General features: G+C 33.8%; 16 protein-coding genes. 9 read left to right on the top strand and 7 right to left on the bottom strand.

Annotated elements, in window-relative coordinates:
* Positions 1-186 precede the first annotated feature (186 nt).
* The 6 genes from CRO45_RS06345 (at position 187) to CRO45_RS06320 (ending at position 6,027) form a co-directional block, all read left to right on the top strand.
* The gene (locus CRO45_RS06345) at positions 187-1,206 is read left to right on the top strand and encodes an ABC transporter ATP-binding protein (protein WP_097148812.1); all 1,020 of its coding nucleotides are present in this window, start codon (positions 187-189) and stop codon (positions 1,204-1,206) included.
* A 122-nt stretch (positions 1,207-1,328) separates the two neighbouring features.
* On the top strand, positions 1,329-1,511 hold the full coding sequence (locus CRO45_RS06340; RefSeq protein WP_097148811.1) for a hypothetical protein: 183 nt from the start codon (positions 1,329-1,331) through the stop codon (positions 1,509-1,511).
* A 39-nt stretch (positions 1,512-1,550) separates the two neighbouring features.
* The gene (locus CRO45_RS06335; RefSeq protein WP_097148810.1) at positions 1,551-2,081 is read left to right on the top strand and encodes a GrpB family protein; all 531 of its coding nucleotides are present in this window, start codon (positions 1,551-1,553) and stop codon (positions 2,079-2,081) included.
* 316 nt (positions 2,082-2,397) lie between these two features.
* Positions 2,398-3,561 (top strand): LAGLIDADG family homing endonuclease, encoded by a 1,164-nt coding sequence (locus CRO45_RS06330; RefSeq protein ID WP_097148809.1) that lies wholly within the window; start codon positions 2,398-2,400, stop codon positions 3,559-3,561.
* Between the two features lie 637 nt (positions 3,562-4,198).
* On the top strand, positions 4,199-4,486 hold the full coding sequence (locus CRO45_RS06325; protein WP_235864535.1) for a DUF485 domain-containing protein: 288 nt from the start codon (positions 4,199-4,201) through the stop codon (positions 4,484-4,486).
* Complete coding sequence (locus tag CRO45_RS06320) at positions 4,483-6,027, top strand: solute symporter family protein (protein ID WP_097148808.1); 1,545 nt, start codon at positions 4,483-4,485, stop codon at positions 6,025-6,027. The genes CRO45_RS06325 and CRO45_RS06320 overlap by 4 nt, the downstream gene beginning before the upstream one ends.
* A gap of 62 nt (positions 6,028-6,089) precedes the next feature.
* Here the strand turns inward: CRO45_RS06320 and CRO45_RS06315 are convergent, their stop codons facing one another.
* The 3 genes from CRO45_RS06315 to parE all read right to left on the bottom strand — a co-directional run bounded on the left by CRO45_RS06315 (position 6,090) and on the right by parE (position 11,560).
* Complete coding sequence (locus CRO45_RS06315) at positions 6,090-7,001, bottom strand: DMT family transporter (RefSeq protein ID WP_235864534.1); 912 nt, start codon at positions 6,999-7,001, stop codon at positions 6,090-6,092.
* Between the two features lie 153 nt (positions 7,002-7,154).
* Positions 7,155-9,587: a DNA topoisomerase IV subunit A gene (gene parC, locus CRO45_RS06310; protein WP_097148806.1), complete on the bottom strand. Its 2,433-nt coding sequence runs from the start codon at positions 9,585-9,587 to the stop codon at positions 7,155-7,157.
* A complete protein-coding gene (parE, locus tag CRO45_RS06305) occupies positions 9,584-11,560 on the bottom strand; it encodes a DNA topoisomerase IV subunit B (protein ID WP_097148805.1) in 1,977 nt (658 codons plus the stop codon). The genes parC and parE overlap by 4 nt, the downstream gene beginning before the upstream one ends.
* Before the next feature lie 390 nt (positions 11,561-11,950).
* Here parE and plsY point away from each other — a divergent pair, with 390 nt between their 5' ends.
* Both plsY and CRO45_RS06295 read left to right on the top strand, forming a co-directional pair.
* Positions 11,951-12,553 carry a glycerol-3-phosphate 1-O-acyltransferase PlsY gene (gene plsY / locus CRO45_RS06300; RefSeq protein WP_097148804.1) on the top strand — a complete coding sequence of 201 codons (603 nt, stop codon included), beginning with the start codon at positions 11,951-11,953 and terminating at the stop codon, positions 12,551-12,553.
* Between the two features lie 33 nt (positions 12,554-12,586).
* Positions 12,587-12,883 (top strand): HesB/YadR/YfhF family protein, encoded by a 297-nt coding sequence (locus CRO45_RS06295; protein WP_097148803.1) that lies wholly within the window; start codon positions 12,587-12,589, stop codon positions 12,881-12,883.
* A 52-nt stretch (positions 12,884-12,935) separates the two neighbouring features.
* On the opposite strand, the gene CRO45_RS06290 is transcribed toward CRO45_RS06295, so the two are convergent.
* Positions 12,936-13,316, bottom strand: a complete 381-nt coding sequence (locus CRO45_RS06290; protein ID WP_097148802.1) for a hypothetical protein — start codon at positions 13,314-13,316, stop codon at positions 12,936-12,938.
* Between the two features lie 224 nt (positions 13,317-13,540).
* Here CRO45_RS06290 and CRO45_RS06285 point away from each other — a divergent pair, with 224 nt between their 5' ends.
* The gene (locus CRO45_RS06285) at positions 13,541-14,452 is read left to right on the top strand and encodes an SDR family NAD(P)-dependent oxidoreductase (RefSeq protein ID WP_097148801.1); all 912 of its coding nucleotides are present in this window, start codon (positions 13,541-13,543) and stop codon (positions 14,450-14,452) included.
* Positions 14,453-14,526: 74 nt separating this feature from the next.
* On the opposite strand, the gene CRO45_RS06280 is transcribed toward CRO45_RS06285, so the two are convergent.
* The 3 genes from CRO45_RS06280 to CRO45_RS06270 all read right to left on the bottom strand — a co-directional run bounded on the left by CRO45_RS06280 (position 14,527) and on the right by CRO45_RS06270 (position 19,095).
* Positions 14,527-16,107, bottom strand: coding sequence for an amidohydrolase (locus CRO45_RS06280; RefSeq protein WP_097148800.1), 1,581 nt, complete (start codon positions 16,105-16,107; stop codon positions 14,527-14,529).
* A 150-nt stretch (positions 16,108-16,257) separates the two neighbouring features.
* Positions 16,258-18,264, bottom strand: coding sequence for a methyl-accepting chemotaxis protein (locus CRO45_RS06275; RefSeq protein ID WP_097148799.1), 2,007 nt, complete (start codon positions 18,262-18,264; stop codon positions 16,258-16,260).
* A gap of 108 nt (positions 18,265-18,372) precedes the next feature.
* Positions 18,373-19,095 carry an SIR2 family NAD-dependent protein deacylase gene (locus CRO45_RS06270; protein ID WP_097148798.1) on the bottom strand — a complete coding sequence of 241 codons (723 nt, stop codon included), beginning with the start codon at positions 19,093-19,095 and terminating at the stop codon, positions 18,373-18,375.
* Positions 19,096-19,116: the final 21 nt, after the last annotated feature.

The raw sequence follows: 19,116 nt of genomic DNA, 5'->3' as shown, positions 1-19,116 counted from the left end.
TCCCACATTTAAAAGTGTTCTATGAATTAAAATATTAAATCATTTAATAGGGATTCAAACTCTGACTGAATGAAGTTAAAGCCTCTGGCGGATGCCACAGATTTTTAAAAGGTAATTTACCCAGCAAACTGGATAAAATCTGGGCGCAAATAAGCCAAGGCGAATTTGATAAATTGGAGGATAATTATGCTTGAATTACGAAATATTAATGTTCAATTTAGTGGTAGAGATATATTAAAAGATATTAATGAAACCTTTCATCCTGGTGAGATCATAGGTTTAGTTGCTCCAAATGGTACAGGGAAATCTACGCTTATGAATGTAATAATGAATTACGTTAAACCAAACAGTGGGAAAGTTGTTGTACAGGAAAAGTTATTTTATACGAGCAAAAAAGATGAAGTGAAAATACACCAAATCGTCTCAATGATGCCTGATCAAAGTGATCTATATAATCATCTATCGGGAAGAGAACATTTAAATATTTACTGTTCAATGTGGAATAGTGATCCTGATTTGATAGACAAGACTATTGCTGATCTTGGGATGGAATCCTATGTAAAAAAGAAAACAGGGACCTATTCATTAGGTATGAGACAACGCCTATGCTTTGCGATGCAAATTGTATCGAATACGCCAATTATGTTAATGGATGAAGTAATGAATGGTTTGGACCCAAACAATGTAAATATAATTTCTAATATTCTTCTTAAGAAGAAACAGGAAGGGAAGATTATTATAATTGCTTCCCACTTACTTGATAATTTAGAACAGATCGCTGACCGTATATTTCTATTTAAAGACGGAAATTTAATAAACGCTGCTTTAGTTACGAATGGATTTGGGAAAAGTGAAATATCAACTGTACGTGTTAAAGGGTTAACAAATGAAGTGAGTGAAAAACTTACAAATGCATTCCCTAGAACAAACGTTCTGTCTCTGTCAAATGGTGTCTCCCTAGTTGATGTAAGTAGCTTCTCGGTTGAGGAGTTATCACAAATCGTCGTTTTTTTACATGATAATAAATTAACAGATTTTAGTTTTGGTAATGTAACGTTAAATGATCTTTATTCCATGTATTATTTAAAGGATGCTACTGAATATAGTAATTCCGCGAATATTCAAGACCTGCAAGAGGAGTATCTTCGTTTAAAACAGGAACTTGACATTGTTAAAAAAGCAATGACGATTGTCGCGAGAAAATAAGTAGTGGAATAACAGCAATAGTCACTAGTGCATGTGCAAGAGTATACAAAAGAGCGCGGTTTATATGAAACTGTGCTCTTTTTCCAATTTTATTGTAAGATTAAGATAAGGAGAGTGATGGCATGTTAAAATTTTTAATACCGATTAGTTATATTGTTGCGGGAATTGGATGTTTTTATATCTTTTCAGGAAAGGTGAATGTATATAGCATTCTAATATTAATGATTGGATTGTTTGGAATACTTGTTGATTTATTAAAAATTAAAAAGAATGCTAAAAAGGGAAGTGAGCAATCTATTAATTAATGGCTATAGGTTACTTAATAACTTATAAGAGGAGATCTTATGAAATTAGGTTTATTAAGAGAAGAAGTTAGACTTGTAGAGTATAGCATTGATGAATGGAAGAACGAATTTTTGAAGGTGAAGCAAGAAATCTTAAACTTTACTGCTTTTGAAGAAAACCAAATTGAACATATTGGGAGTACAGCGATTAAAGAAATGCCAGCAAAACCGATTATAGATTTAGTTATTGGTGTAGATGATCTTGCAACTGTTGATCAAAGCATTTATCAAGGGTTAAAACAGGCCGGATTTTTAAGGCTGCGTGTACAGCGTCCAAATGAAATCATTCTTGCAAAGTTTACAGATGAAACCTATCAAATCAAAACACACTATGTTCATTTAGTTGATTATAATCAAGAACTTTGGAATAATTTAATCTTTTTTAGGGATTATTTAAATACAGATGAGACAGCGCGGAATCAATATAAAAAGATTAAATTGAAGTTTATTGAAGAAGTTAATAGTGGAATTGTTGAATATACGGATTATAAAGAACAGTTTGTAAGGGAAGTTTATAGTAAAAGAGTATAAGCATGTTTTTATATACTTGCGCGGGCATCGATCTACTTGAGGTTGATGCTTTTTTATGTCTCTCAAATTGTACAATAGAGTAAAAATTAAGGAGTATGGAAAATATAATGTCAAAAAAGCTCGGTGTATAAAGCCTAAATAGGCAGTTTTTTGTAAACCAGGTTGATAAAATAATATAATAATATAGCGAATTATGTATAAATAAGAACTGGTTTGTCGGAGGGTTACTGTTATAAGTGTTATTATTTGAGGTATGGAACAAATGTTCTTATAATGTATTTATAGTAATATTCAAATCTTTAGTGGAGGGATTTATATGTCAAAGAGAAATAAATCCATTACTGATGAAATGATTATTGAAATGTATTTAAGTGGTGTATCTGTAAATGAGATCACCAAAAAAGCTGGGATTACACCAACTGGAGTAGGGTATATAAGAAAGAAACACGGTATTAAAGCAATACGTACGTCAGGACAGCCGAGAAAGCATAAAGTGAATGAGAATTTCTTTAAAGTTTGGACTCACGAAATGGCTTGGGTGTTAGGGATGTTTGTTACTGATGGAGCCGTAAGTAAATCCAGTCATTCCATAACATTTGCTCAAAGTGACGAAAGAATTTTAAAGTTAATTGCAAAGTATATGGAATCTGATTATGTTCTTATGCCGTTTGGTAAAACAAAAACTACTCCATCCATTGTGATCAACTCTAAAGAGATTAAAATGGATTTAGAAATGATGGGCATTACGCACAACAAATCTATGACATTACCATTTCCAAATGTCCCAGAAGAGTATTTACCTTCGTTTATAAGAGGGGTGATTGATGGAGATGGCTATGTTGATAAAAAAGGGTATGTTGTCACAATAACAACTGGTAGTCTGTCATTTGCACAGGGTTTATTAAAGGTATTTCAAAAATGGGAAATAAATGTAAAAGTTAGAAGTGCAAAAAACAAAAATGGTTCAGTGATCTATAGAGTTGTTATTTCTGGAAAAAATGACTTAATAAGACTAGCAAAAATAATTTATAAAAACGTAAACACGGATCAGAATTTTATAATTCATAAAAGGGTTTATTTATCACAACACACTGAGAAGCCATTTATTGCTAAAGATAGACGAAAACATAAAGCTTGGAGCATTACTGAAAATAATACAATATTAATAACTACAAATAATAGAAGATCCTTAAAAACATATATTAGTAATTCATTAATAGAGAATTTAAGACACCTGGCAAAAATCAAAAATAAGAGCATTAATTATTTAATTGAACCATACATGGAACAATTAGTTGAGACAGATTTTAAATTTATAAGTTTAAAAAGTGTAAATGATCGGAGAGAATTTCGAACGACGTTTGATGAATCATTACTAAACAGGATTAAAGCGTATGGATCAGAAAATAATATTAAAATGAATGCTATAATCGAATATTGCATGAGACAGTGTTTAGAAGAGAACGGATTATTGCATTAATTCATTCTCTTTTTTCTTCGAATTTTTCTAGTTTACATAATATAAATTATCATCAGTTGAATCTCATCCCAAAAGAATACTTATAACAGTGAGACGAAATTGATTTTTTCACAATTTATAGATTTTTTATGCTGCTTTAATTAGATTCGCACATTCGATTTATTTCAACAACAATCTCCTTCCAGTTTATTAACGGAATTTCCCTCTGTTTAATGGATCTTTTCTATTCTTAAATATAATAATTTTTATTAATCCTATAGCAAGTTATTATTCAAATCGCTTAAAATGCAATTCCAAAAAAATATTAATCCCTATTATTATATTTTTGTATTTTGAGTTTAATAATACTTGTCAATACCTAAAAATGCCCTATTTTTCTGCTTAACGCCAGGTGTGATAAGGCTCTGAATGCCATCAATTATCGAAAAAATTATCGTTTAAATCATATATTTCTATAAAAATCATATTTTTTAATATATTTTAATATTTATTTTCTCAAAAACTATTGCAATTTTGTGAACAAATAAATAAAATGGAAACTGTAAAGTCTATTAACTAGAATTTTACAAACACAAAGCAGCAAATTTATTCAAAATTGGGGGGATGTTCATGGCAAACAATCAAAAAGTGATTGATTATGACAGAATTGGAATCGTTCAAAAAATTAACGAAAAAGAAAAACAAATTTCTTTGGACGGTAGCAGTTATTTTCTTTGTAGTTTATATGATGTTACCTATTCTAACTTCATACACTAACCTGCTACACCAAAAAGCAATTGGAGAAATTACGTGGGTATGGTTGTATTCAGCAGGATTATTCATTATGGTATGGGGTCTTGCTCACTTCTACGTATCGAGAGCTAACGGCTTTGATAGAGATGCGCAAGAAGTTATAGATGAGTACGAAAGAGGTGCTAGCAAATGAGTCCAATAGCAATAACAATGTTTTTAGGAATTGTAGGTATTACATTATACATTACTTGGTGGGCATCAAAAAGAACGAGTACAGCTAAGGACTTCTATACTGCTGGCGGAGGTTTAAAAGGCTGGCAAAACGGACTAGCTATCGGTGGAGACTATCTATCTGCTGCGTCTTTCTTAGGGATCGCTGGAGCAGTTGCATTAACTGGATTTGATGGTTTCTACTTCTCTCTTGGTTACTTAACAGCATATTTAGTCGTATTATACATTGTGGCTGAACCATTACGTAACCTTGGTAAATTTACATTAGCCGATATGATTACAGCTCGCTTTAATGTACCGAAAGTTCGCGGAGCTGCTGCATTAAGTTCTATCGTTATCGTTTTATTCTACATGATTGCACAACTTGTTGGTGCAGGTGCACTTATTCAATTATTATTCGGTCTTGAATATTGGGTTTCTGTTTTAATCGTAGGTGTTATGATGACAGTCTACGTATTATTCGGAGGTATGACAGCTACATCTTGGGTACAAATTATTAAAGCCGTTCTTCTTATGTTCGGTACAATCGTTATTTCATTCTTAGTTTTAGCAAAATTCAATTTCAATATTTTATTTATGTTTGAAACAATGACAACAGCTACTGAACACGGACAAGCATATTTAAATCCGGGATTACGTTATACAGACGGTATTGATACTATTTCTATGTTATTAGCATTAGTATTAGGAACAGCTGGTCTTCCGCATATTTTAATGCGTTTCTTCACTGTTAAAGATGCAAAAACAGCACGTTCATCTGTAATTTGGGCAACTTGGATTGTAGGTTTATTCTATGTATTAACAATTTTCTTAGGTTTCGGAGCTGCTGCATTCGTTGGTGCTTCTGAAATTGTTGCAGCAAACCCTGCTGGTAACATGGCTGCCCCACTTTTAGCTGAAGCATTAGGTGGAGATTTATTATTCTCATTCGTATCTGCGGTTGCATTTGCGACTATCCTAGCAGTAGTGGCAGGTTTAGTACTTTCTGGTGCTTCTGCATTATCTCATGACATTTATGGTCAAATTATTAAAAAAGGTAAAGTTTCTGAAAGAGAGCAAGTTGTTGCTGCTCGTGTAGGATCTTTAATCATTTCTGTAGTTTCAATTTTATTAGCATTAGGAGCTCAAACATTAAACGTTGCATTCTTAGTATCACTTGCATTCTGTATTGCAGCTTCTGCAAACTTACCAGTTATTATCTATACAATTTACTGGAAACGTTTCAATTCAAATGGTGCGGTAACTGCTACTCTAACAGGTTTAATCTCAGCATTAATCCTTGTGGCACTTTCTCCAAACGTTTGGAATCCAGTTGAAGGTAAAGCAATCTTTGTTGGGGATCCATTAGTGTTCTTAACAAACCCAGCTATCATTTCTGTACCACTTGGATTCTTAGGTGGTTTCATTGGAACATTGCTTTCTAAAGAAGTTGACGAAGCAAAATACCGTGAAGTTGAAGTTAAAGCTCAAACTGGTATTTCAGTACAAGATGTTTCTCACTAATAACAAAAACCTCGAGTTTCTTACTCGAGGTTTTTTGCTTATACTTCCCTACTTACTATTGATTAATTGTTGGTTTGCATTTGCTGTTTTTTCTTATTAGATAATATTAAGATCGTCGTTAAAATACAAAGTGTGCCTATCCAATCAATCCATCCAAAGGATACACTTAAAAAGATTACTGTTGTTAATACAGCTGACAATGGTTCTGCACACGCTAGCAAACTCGTTTCTGATGCTGTTAAATATTTTAGGCTCTGTAAATAACAATAAAAAGCAATAACAGTTCCACATACTACGATAAATAAAAAGGCGAAATTTGTTGAAAAATACCATTCACCTTCAAATAACCAAGGTGGACGAACAAAGCTAAATGCAAGTCCACCTATTAACATTCCCCACCCTACTACGATTAAAGAGCCCCATCTTTGTAATAGTTTAATAGGTTGAATTGTATAGAAAGCAAGACCGAAAGCTGAAAGAATTCCCCAAGCAAATCCCTCGACTGAAATTGCTAAACTCTCGAGATTTCCATGAGTTACAAGTAAAAATGTTCCTAGCATTGCGAATAATACTGCAAAAGTCTCTTTTATTGTCGGCCATCTTTTTGCAATTAGTATGTAATAACTTGTAACCATAACTGGTCCTAAATATTGAAGAATTGTAGCTGTTGCCGCGTTTGAATATGTAATAGCAGCTAAGTATGTATATTGTGCACCAATCATTCCAAAGATTCCAAAAATAATGATTGATATAATATCCGCTTTTTGACGCCATATATCAAAAATACGTTTTCCTTCTATTTTATAAGCAACTGCAATCAATAATACCCCTGCTGAAAGTAATCGAACAGATGTTAGCCATTCTGTATTAATACGTAATGTTTGGAATAAGTACTGAGAAACTGTCCCTGATACTCCCCAAAATATAGCTGCGGTTAAGACTAAAAATATACCTTTGCTGCGGTCTTTCAACATTACCTTATAATCCTCCATTTTACCGTTGAATGATACTATGTTAGTATGATTTCCAATATTTATCAACCTAATTTTAAACTAAAAAATGAACTGCCTTGAAATGTAGATTCCAAGGCAGTTCTTCTTTACTGATTGTCGATAAGTAACACTCTATTAATCTTCAGTTTCTTTAAAAACCTTAACAAATAGAAGTTCACCATCGTTTGAGACATCCATTTTAAGTGATCCATTTGAATATCGATCTGATTTTGAAAAACTAGATACTTTAAAAGTTTCTTCGATTTGATTTTCTGTTGTTAGTTTAATTGAATCATCTGGATTCACTGTAAGTACCGCAAAAATTCGATGTGGATTTGCTTTTAACTCTTTTAGAATTACTACTCCTCTTTTCGCACGTGATGTTATTTCGATCTCAGAAGTACTCATTCGTTTAATTGCACCACGTTGTGAGACGATTAGTAAATCCTGTTCGTTATTTTTAGCGATTAGATTAACCGCTACTAATGAGTCGTTTTCTTTTAGGTTTATACCTTTAACACCACCAGTTTTAACACCAGTGACAGGTAATTCTTCCATATCAAAACGTATTGAGTAGCTTAGGTAACTTGTTAATAACAAGTCTTTTTCAGGTGTGACAAGTGAAGCATGAATCATTTCATCATCTTTTTTTAGATTCATCGTTTTCAATGTTCTTGAATAACGAGAAACTACATACTCTGACAACAATGATCGTTTAATCTGACCATGTTTTGTAGCAGTTAAGATAAATACATTTTCTTGATTAAAATCGTCTATCCCAATTACTTCGATGATTTCCTCTTCATCTTCTAATGGTACGATACTTGAAATATGTTGACCTAAATCTTTCCAGCGTATATCAGGCAGTTCATGAACTGGCTGGTAAATGTAGTTCCCTTTGTTTGTAAATAATAATAGATGATGTTGTGTATTCATATTCGATTCGAATAATAAGTAGTCAGACTCTTTCATTGCAAAATCCTGACCATTAGAAGCTGCGTGGGATCTTGTACTTGTTCGTTTAATATAGCCGTCTTTTGTGACTGTTACGACTACTTCTTCACTTGGAATCAGTACATCAAGCGTTATTTTAATTTCTTCGATATTTGCTTCAATATCTGATCTGCGAGGCTCAGCAAATCTCTTTTTAATATCAAGAAGTTCTGATTTAATAACTTTATTTAGTTGTTTTTCGTTATTAATAATCTCTGTTAACTCCGTAATTGTTTTTTTCAATTCTTCTTCTTCTTTTTGAAGCTCAGTTATATCCGTATTAGTTAAACGGTATAATTGTAAGCTTACAATTGCTTCAGCTTGAATTTCAGTAAAGGCAAATTTTGAAATTAAATTATCTTTAGCATCACGTTTGTCTTTTGATGCACGAATTGTCTTTATGACTTCATCTAAAATGGATAATGCCTTCATTAACCCGTCTACAATATGTAAACGATCTTTAGCTCTTTGTAGATCAAATTCTGATCGTTTCGTTACCACTTCTTTTTGGTGTGCGATATAAGCATCTAACATTAATGGCAATGTCATCATTGTAGGACGTCGATTATGAATAGCAATCATATTAAAGTTGTAATTGATTTGTAGTTCTGTATTTTTATATAAATAGTTAAGAATTCCTTGACCATCTATATCTTTTTTCAATTCTACTACGATTCTTAATCCTGTTCGATCTGATTCGTCTCGTATATCTGCAATACCCTCTAGTCTTTTATCTACACGCATTTCATCGATTTTCTTAACTAATTGGGCTTTGTTAACATCATATGGAATCTCAGTAATTACGATTTGTTCTTTTCCACCTTTAATAGGTTCGATAGATGCTTTTGAACGAACAATAATTTTCCCTCTACCTGTTTCGTACGCTTTTTTAATGCCATCTATCCCTTGAATAATTCCCCCTGTTGGAAAATCTGGGCCTTTAATGACGGTCATTAATTCATCGATTGTACAAGTGGGATTTTGTAACCGCATTAATGCAGCATCAATCGTTTCAGCTAAGTTATGAGGTGGAATGTCTGTAGCATAACCAGCAGAGATCCCTGTAGCTCCGTTAACTAATAAATTCGGGAATCTAGCGGGTAAAACTGTTGGTTCCATGTCTTGATCATCGAAGTTTGGAACAAATTCAACCGTTCTTTTTGTTATATCTCGAAGCATTTCTGCAGCGATTGCAGAAAGTCTCGCTTCAGTATAACGCATCGCAGCAGGTGGGTCACCATCTACTGAACCGTTGTTCCCGTGCATCTCTATCAACATATGACGAGCTTTCCAATCTTGACTTAATCGTACCATCGCATCATAAACAGAGGTATCTCCATGGGGATGGAAGTTACCAATTACATGTCCAACCGTTTTTGCAGATTTTCTAAATGGTTTGTCATTCGTATTCCCTGCATCAAACATTGCATAAAGAATACGACGTTGAACGGGCTTAAGCCCGTCTCTTGCGTCGGGAATCGCTCGATCTTGAATAATGTATTTACTGTAACGACCGAACCGATCGCCCATTACTTCTTCTAAAGGTAATTCTTGAAATCGCTCGGCAGTGGTCATACTTCAGTTTCCTCCTCATAATGGACGAAGTCAGATACTAATGTATTTGTGTCTTCTTCCATACCAAAATCAACATTTGCCTCGATCCATTTTCGACGTGGCTCTACTTTATCCCCCATTAAGGTTGTTACTCTTCTTTCGGCTCTTGCTCCATCTTCAATTGTTACACGAATTAACGTTCGGGTTTCAGGATTCATTGTCGTATCCCACAATTGGTCGGCATTCATCTCCCCTAATCCTTTGTAACGTTGAATAATATAGCCTTTTCCAACCTTTTTAATGGCAGCCTGCAATTCTTTTTCAGTCCATGCATATTCTACCACTTCTTTTTTACCTGCTCCTTTTGAGATTTTGTATAGTGGAGGCATAGCAATATAGACTTTTCCAGCGTCAATTAGCGGACGCATATATTTATAGAAAAATGTAAGTAACAATACTTGAATATGTGCACCGTCAGTATCTGCATCGGTCATAATGATAACTTTGTCATATGCAGCATCTTCAACGGTGAAATCAGGTCCTGCGCCCGCACCAATTGTATGGATGATCGTTGCAATCTCTTCATTTTTCATAATATCTGAAAGCTTTGCTTTTTCTGTATTAATAACTTTTCCGCGCAGTGGTAATATCGCTTGGAAAGTACGATCGCGTCCTTGTTTTGCAGAACCTCCTGCGGAATCACCTTCCACAAGATATAATTCATTTTTTGCCGCGTTTCTAGATTGTGCAGGAGTTAATTTACCTGAAAGTAGAGTACTAGCTCTTTTTTTCTTACCATTTCGTGCATCTTCCCGTGCTTTTCTCGCAGCTTCCCGTGCTTGTTGTGCACGAATTGCCTTACGCACTAATGTAGATGAAAGCTCAGCATTTTCCTCTAAGACATATAAAAGTTGTTCAGACACAACAGATTCTACAATTGAACGAGCTTCTGTTGTCCCTAATTTACTTTTCGTTTGACCTTCAAATTGTAGTAAGTTTTCCGGAATTCTAACTGAAACTATAGCTGATATACCTTCACGAATATCTGATCCTTCAAGGTTTTTATCTTTTTCTTTAAGTAATCCGGTACGACGTGCATACTCATTAAACACACGAGTTAATGCAGATTTTGCACCAGTTTCGTGTGTACCGCCGTCTCGTGTTCGAACATTATTTACAAACGAAAGAATCGTTTCTGTATAACCATCATTAAATTGGAAAGCAAATTCAACTTCAATTTCGTCTTTTGAGCCTTCTACATATTTAACTGGGTGTAATGTATCTTTTTCTTCATTTAAATATTGAACAAAGGCTTCTATACCGTTTTCATAATGGAAAACTTCATGTTGATCTTCCCCACGTTCGTCGATAATTTCGATTTTTAACCCTTTTAGTAAAAAAGCTGATTCACGTAAACGTTCCGCTAATACTTCGTAGTTAAATTTTGTTGTAGAAAAAATCGTATGATCTGGGAGAAAATGAACGAGTGTTCCAGTTTCTTTTGTTTTACCAATCACTTCAAGAGTAGTAACTGGTTTTCCACCGTTTTCAAATCGTTGGCGATAGATTTCACCATCACGATAAATAGTTACTTCTAAAAATACTGATAAAGCGTTTACAACTGAGGAACCAACACCGTGTAAACCACCACTTGTTTTATAACCACCTTGTCCAAATTTACCGCCTGCGTGCAAGATGGTAAAGATGATTTCTGGTGTTGGTTTACCTAATTTATGCATACCAGTTGGCATACCACGACCAAAATCGCGTACACTTATGGAATTATCTTCATGAATTTTAACGATGATATGTGATCCAAAACCTGCGAGCGCTTCATCAACTGCATTATCCACTATTTCATAAACTAAGTGATGAAGACCCCGACCGTCTGTAGATCCAATATACATACCTGGTCTTTTACGTACCGCATCTAACCCTTCAAGTACTTGTATGGCATCGTCATCATATGCGATCCCTGGCTGATTCACTGCCAAATCAAATCCCCTCCAAAAAACAAACATCTGTTCTCTTTCTATTTAAATCATACTGACAGATAATTTGACTGTCAATATTTAGCACACCAAAGTATATTAATTGTATCAAACATAAATTAGATTGCACAAACAGAACTTTATTCTAAGCTATAATTGTACCTAATACTACAAAATAGTAAATAATATATTCGATTATTGAGTTATTCACGATAATTTTATCTTTTTCCTTCTTTTTCATTCATCAATAAGTGAAAAATTAATTGTATGTGATAAATATAATAGATTACAAACTACCGGAAAATTGGACTTGGCGTACTTAATGCAAAGGTGTAAAATAGTTAATGCTACATACTAGTACCAACTAATAAATATTCATGAAAGGAACAATCTATGGTTACTGCAATTATATTAATTTGTGCTTATTTACTTGGGTCAATCCCGTCTGGTTTATGGATAGGAAAGATCTTTTTCAAAACGGACATTAGAGAACATGGTAGTGGAAATTTAGGTGGTACAAATTCATTTCGAGTATTAGGAAAAAAAGCTGGACTCATTGTTACAGCATTAGATATTTTAAAAGGAACTGCGGCTGTATTATTACCACTGATTCCTTATTTTGCGGATACATCTATTCACCCACTTATTCTAGGTGGAATTGCGGTGTTTGGACATATGTTCCCAATTTTTGCAGGCTTCAGAGGTGGAAAAGCTGTAGCTACATCAGGTGGCGTGCTGCTAGGTTATACATGGCCGTTCTTTATTGTATTAATTGTTGGCTTTTTTATCGCTTTAAAACTTTCTAAAATGGTTAGCTTTTCATCAATGGCTGTAGCTGTAGTTGGTTTAGTATACAGTATAGTTTACTGGATTGTTACAGGTGACTACGCATTATTCATTGTTGTCGCTATATTAGCAGCATTCATTTTTTATCGTCACCGCGCAAATATTAAACGTATTAGAGAAGGTACAGAACCAAAGGTGAAATGGATTTAGTTTTGCTTTTACTTCATGAAAGGAATGGTCAAAATGAACATTATTATCACTGATGATGCCTTTAATTGGTTTAAAAAAGAAATGGATATTGAACATGGCGACTTTATACGCTTTTACGCAAGATATGGTGGGTCTTCTCCTTTTCATGAAGGATTTTCCCTTGGGATGAATCGTGAAACACCTCTAGACATTGGAGTAGAAACAACTAGAGATGGGGTCCATTTCTATATTGAAAAAGACGATGAATGGTTTTTTAATAACCATGATCTTTATGTAAAAGTAGATAACAAACTTGACGAACTTGTCTATGAATATAAATTATCTAAATAATTTAAAAGAGACCAAGCATTTATATTGGTCTCTTTTAATATTCATCAATCATTTAAAAACGTTTTACGTTAACGGTTTCTTTATCAAAGCCGAGTGAAGTAACCATTTCATTATAAGAAACTAATACATCCTCATAAATTTCTTCTACACGATTTTCATTTACTTTCCCATCAAAATCAAATCGAGCTACATTAAATTCATTGGAAAACAGTAGTATGTTTTCTTTAAATGATTGTACTTCGGGACTTTGTTTTATTTCTTCGTTGGCATATGTATACACATTAAATGAATGTGAATTTGCAGTGAACCGTTCGATTAATGCACCACGGTTTTTCCCCTTCTTGCCTGCAATTTTCTTTAATTCCTTCATTGAATTAAGAATAGTTCGTGCTTGTTTAATTAACATTTCAAGAAATTCGTTTGTAGCAGACATAAAAAACACCCTTTCAAAAAACTAAAATAATACACTCATTTAAGTTTATCATGAATTGAAATCGACGACATAAAAAGTGAATTTCCGACGATTATCGAATAAAACTTTCAAAATTTAATTCAAAATTTAATAATTCTTTTTAATTCGACGCATATAATTTTATAGATATGTTGATAAACCATTACTTCAGAGGATCAATCTATACTTATAAAGGAGTGTAGTGTTTGGCTTGGACTATTGACGATATGGATCAGCAAACAGGGAAAACAGTAGTTATTACAGGGGCACACCAAGGTTATGGTTATTATGCTTCATTGGCGTTTGCAGAAAAAGGGGCCAACGTCGTTCTTGCAGTACCTGATTTGTCTAGAGGAAGAAGTGTCCAAGAAAAAATCACCACAATTATTCCAGATGCTAAGTTGGAACTCATGTATTTAGATTTACAAGACCTATCATCCATTAAATCATTTGTTAAGGAATATAAAGATAATTATAAAACATTATCAATATTAATCCTAAATGAAACAATCCAGTCTCCGCAATTTGAAAAGACAAAGGAAGGGTTTGAATCTCAATTTGGGGTAAATTACTTAGGCCATTTTGCGTTAACTGGTTTATTACTTGATTTACTGAAAGTGACACCAAATTCAAGAGTCATTTCAATAGGAAACGATATACCTAAAAAAACAAAGTTAGCTTTCGGCCACTTTAAAGGATCGAATAAATATAATCGTGACAAATTTTATATTCAAAGTAAGTTAGCAAATATGCTTTTTGCAAAACATTTAGACGAAAAGTTTAAACAGTATAATATACAATCATTGAGTATATGTTGTAAGCCGTTAATGTCTAGTAAAACAGAAGATTCTAAAAGAAGTATGAGTAGATTGGCAAAATTAAAATCTAAAGGAAAGGATTTAAAAATCGATAAGAAAAAAGGTGTATTACCAATTTTATATGCAGCAAGTTATCGAGGATTTTCTGGAGGAGAATATATCAGTCTATCTAAGAAATCTAAGAATAAATTAGAAACACCTGCCGAATCAAGTTCATTTATTTATATGTACGATGAAAACGTTGCACATAATTTATGGCAACTATCTGAGAAATTGTGTGGAGTGACATATAAGTTTTAATTAACTTGTTAACAATTACATGTCAATATAACAACTAACCCGAGAAAAGTTTGTTTTTCTCGGGTTAGTTTTATTTAATCGATACTATATACAATTTTTCCACCTACGACTGTTTTAACTGCTTTTACATGTAACATATCTTCAGGTGAGCCTTCAAATAGGTCTAGGTCAAAGATTGAAAAATCAGCGTCATAACCCGGTTTAATGAGACCTCTTTCATGCTCTTTACAAATTGCTTTGGCACTACCTAAAGTATAAAGTTGGATTGCTTCAAATCGAGTTAGTTTTTCTTCAGGTAAATAGCCATTATGTTCATCATTCGCTTTTTTACGTTCAACCGCAGCATAAATGGTTTTTATTGGATCTACATCCTCAATGGGTGTATCTGTTCCATTGGCACAAATTAATCCATGATCAATTAGTTTTCGCCAAGCATATGCCCATTCCAACCGTTCTTCCCCTAAACGTTCGGTTACCCATGGAAAATCAGATGGTACAAAGGCTGGTTGAATATCTATTATAATTGGAAGTCTCTTTAAACGTTCAACTAAATCTTCTCTAAGTACACATGCATGGATGAGTCGATCTCGTTTTCCTTCAGGTGCAGGATATTTTTCTATTGCTTGGATCATTTGTTCTGCGGCGGCATCACCAATTGCATGTATAGCAACTGCAGAATTATATTTCCGCGCAAGTTGGACATATTCCTCTAATCGAACATCAGTATGTATAAACATACCTTTATTCGTTGGGTTATCTGTATATGGTTTCGATAATGCTGCTGTAGAGCCACCTAATGCTCCATCAGCAAACATTTTCAACGCTCCAGGTTCGATATATGGTTCATCGAATTGAACACCATCAGTCATCATTTCTTCGAATGACTTTACATGGCGTAGTAAATGTGCGCGGAAGTGACGTTTACTTCCAATAACACGGCGATATGCAGTAAGAGGATTTGTATAATGGCCGAAATAACTCATATCATCAGAATGCCCTCCCGTTAACCCTTTGGAGTGCATATCCTTTATTGCTAGTTCCATTGCGTTTTCCAAGTAATCAATATATGCTTCCCCCTCTTTTGGTATAGAAGCATCAACAAGTTCCTTCGCTTTTTCAAATAGTCTCCCGTTAAGGTTTCCGTCTTGGTCTTTACCAATTTCACCACCAAAGGGACTTTCAGTTTGTTCCGTAATACCAGCAGCTTCAAGTGCACTACTGTTCACTAATGATTGATGAAGACATATTCGATTTAAAATAATTGGTTCTTTACGAATAGTATCAAGTTCTTGTATGGTCGGTATTCGACGATCGGGAAAGTTGTTTTCATTCCATCCTTCTCCGAAAAGCCACTGATCGCTAGGTGTTTGTTTTGCAGCCTCAGTAATCATTTCAAGCATTTCCTCACAAGAAGTAGTTTTTGATAAGTCTAAACGAATGAGTTTTTCCCCATGCCATATTATGTGGAGATGACTATCTACAAATCCAGGATACATAGTAGCACCGTGTAAATTTATTTTTTTGTCTGCTTGACTCTCTAAATCATTTAAATTTCCTGTTGCAATTATTTTCCCATCTAAAACTAGTACTGACTCTACTAATTCATTTTCTCTTTCCATTGTGTAAATCTTCCCACCATACCAAAGTTCTTTCATACCTTAACCCCTTTAAATGAATTATTAACTCAAATCTATTATAAATGAAAATACTCTAATCATTAAATGATTAATAGATTTATACATTAATAAAAAATAAGAACATTCATGAAAACTTGTCTCAAGAATGCCCTTATTTCTACTAGTTTTTTAAAGTTTGAATGCCTGTGCAGCTTGTTTTAGTTCATCTGCCATTACTGCAAGCGTATTAGCAGAAGCTGCAATCTCTTCCATCGTACCATTTTGTTCAGCAGATGCGTATGCGATTTCGTGTGTATTTAGTTTTGCTTCATTTGTGATAGAAGTTAAATGAAGCATATCATTAACCATTTTAGTTGAATGTTCATCAATTTTTGTACTTTCTTCAAATATACTTTGCATTTGAATTGAAACATTGCTAATTGAATTTGCAATTTTTTCAAATTCTAAACCAGCTCGTTCAACTAATGATTTTCCGTCATTTACAGCATAGCTTCCTTCGTTAATAGCATTAATAGAAGCTGTAATTTCTAATTGTATTTGTTTGATTAATTCGCTAATTTGGCTAGATGCTTTGCTAGATTGTTCAGCAAGCTTCCTAACTTCTTCTGCAACAACTGCAAAACCTTTTCCGTATTCTCCAGCACGAGCTGCTTCAATCGCAGCGTTTAATGCAAGTAAGTTAGTCTGATCTGCAATGTTTGTAATAACTGAAATAATATTTCCAATTTCGTTTGATTTTTTCCCAAGATCATTAATTGTTTGTGAAGCAATAGTTGTTTTTTCATCGGCTAATTTCATTTGATGAATAGATGTATCAATAACATCGGAACCTGTTTTAGCAGCAAGTACTGCATTTTCAGTAATTGTATTCGTCTCTTCAATATTTTTTGAGATTTTAGAGATGCCTTGCGATATATTTGTAACTACTTCTTTCGTATCCTCCGTAATCATTGCTTGTGACTCCGAGCTAGAAGCAATTGTTTGAATAGAAGCCGCTATTTGTTCTGCTGATTGAGCAGTTTCTTCTGAACTCGCTGTTAGTTCTTCAGAAGCGCTTGCAACATGTTCTGAAGCTGTTCGAATTTCAGTAACGAGATGCTTTATATTTTCGATCATAACATTAAAGTTAGATGCTAACTGACCTAGTTCATCTTTCGATTTTACTGCTAATGGTCTTATAGATAGATCTCCGTTAGCTATCATATTCATCCGATATGCGACAGAAAGAATGGGTTTTGTAATACTTTGTACAATTAATAACGATATGAAAATAATAAGTACTGCCGTTATTGCGATAATAATGTATGTAGTAAATTGAATAGAATTTGTTTCTGAAAGAATAACACTTTCAGGAACTTGGATGTTTAATCCAAATCCAACAGTAGTAATTGGCGTTGAAGCCAATAAATACTTCTCATTATTATGACTCACGTTATATATCCCGCTTTGAGAAACACTATTACTTAAAATTGTTTTAAATTGTTCTGTAGCTTGCGATTCATTTACATTCATACCAACGAGTTGTTCATCCGGAGATACTTGAATTATTCCTTGTCCATCTACTAAAGACAATTGAATGGCACTTTCACTATCGTCTGTTAATAAAGAATCTACTAAAATTTCAAAATTCGCTGAGCCTGCAAGTACACCAATGATTTTTCCATTTTCATCTTCAATCGGAGTTGCGGCAACTACAATTCGATTTCCTGTTGCTTTAGAAACTAAAACATCAGAATAATTTGAAACTCCATCAAGTGCAGTTGGAACATATGTTCTGTCGCTGTAATCCGACCCTATACTTTCAGGCTTTGAATGTGCTACAACAATCCCATTCCTATCAATAGCAAACATTGTTTCGAAAACATCAGAACGTACTTCTAACATTTGTAAATATGGAATGATCCGTTCGACGTCCATTGATTTCATAATGTCACTTTTTGAAGCTATTTCCATTTCTGACATTTGTGCAATAAACCATTGATCGACAGATTGTGCCTTTGATTCTACTAAACTTTCCATCGATTGCTGTTCTTTTTCAATGATAATGTTGCTATTAATCTTTTGAATAACGAAAGATACGATAAGTAATGGTAGAATGGCTACGATTAGAAACCAGGCCATGAAACGAGTGCGGATACTCCGCTTCGACTTAGATCCTTGTGATTTCCCCCCCATTTTATATCCCCCCTATAAAATTTACTATTAATTTGTAGAATTCGAAAAATATTATAGCATAGTATCTTTAATAGCTATAGATATAAAAAATCAGCAATCAAATTATGATTACTGATTTAATACAGAATGAACTAATTGTAATGTTTCTTTTGCTTTTCCCTTGATGGTTAAATCAAATTTTGTAGGACCAGAAATATCTAAATTAATAAAAACTTTTTTACCGGAAGTCATTGTAGGTAACTGATTTACTGGATATACTTCTAAGCTTGTACCAATAACAATTGTTAAATCAGCATTTCGTATATGGTTCAAAGAAGACATCCAGCTTTTTTCAGGCAAGTTTTCACCAAATAAGACGACATTTGGTCGAAGTTTCCCTTTACAATGTTTACAATTTTCTTTATTTAAAAAATCGTTTAGCTGTGATGGGCGATTGCATGAATGACATCTTACTGTTGTAATAGTTCCGTGTAATTCATAAACCTTCTTATTTCCAGCAATTTGGTGAAAACCGTCGACGTTTTGAGTTGCGACACAATCTAATAAGCCTTTACTCTCCCACCCGGCAAGAATTTCATGTCCCTCATGAGGTGAATATTTCTCTAAAGACTTTATTCGATAACTGTAGAATTCGTGAAATAGATCATAATAATTTTCTAATGCATCTACGGTCGCTACAGTGCGCGGATCTATTTTGTTCCACCACCCTGATCGAGACCTAAAATCAGGTATTCCACTTTCCGTTGACATGCCAGCACCTGTTAAGACAATTGTACTACTTGAATTTGATATCCATTCCGCTAATTGTTTAATCTGATCCTGTTGATTCATAAAGAACCTCCAATGGCATTG

The organism is Ureibacillus acetophenoni, assembly GCF_900220965.1.
GTDB lineage: Bacteria > Bacillota > Bacilli > Bacillales_A > Planococcaceae > Ureibacillus > Ureibacillus acetophenoni.
This window is presented reverse-complemented; position numbering and strand designations above follow the sequence as displayed.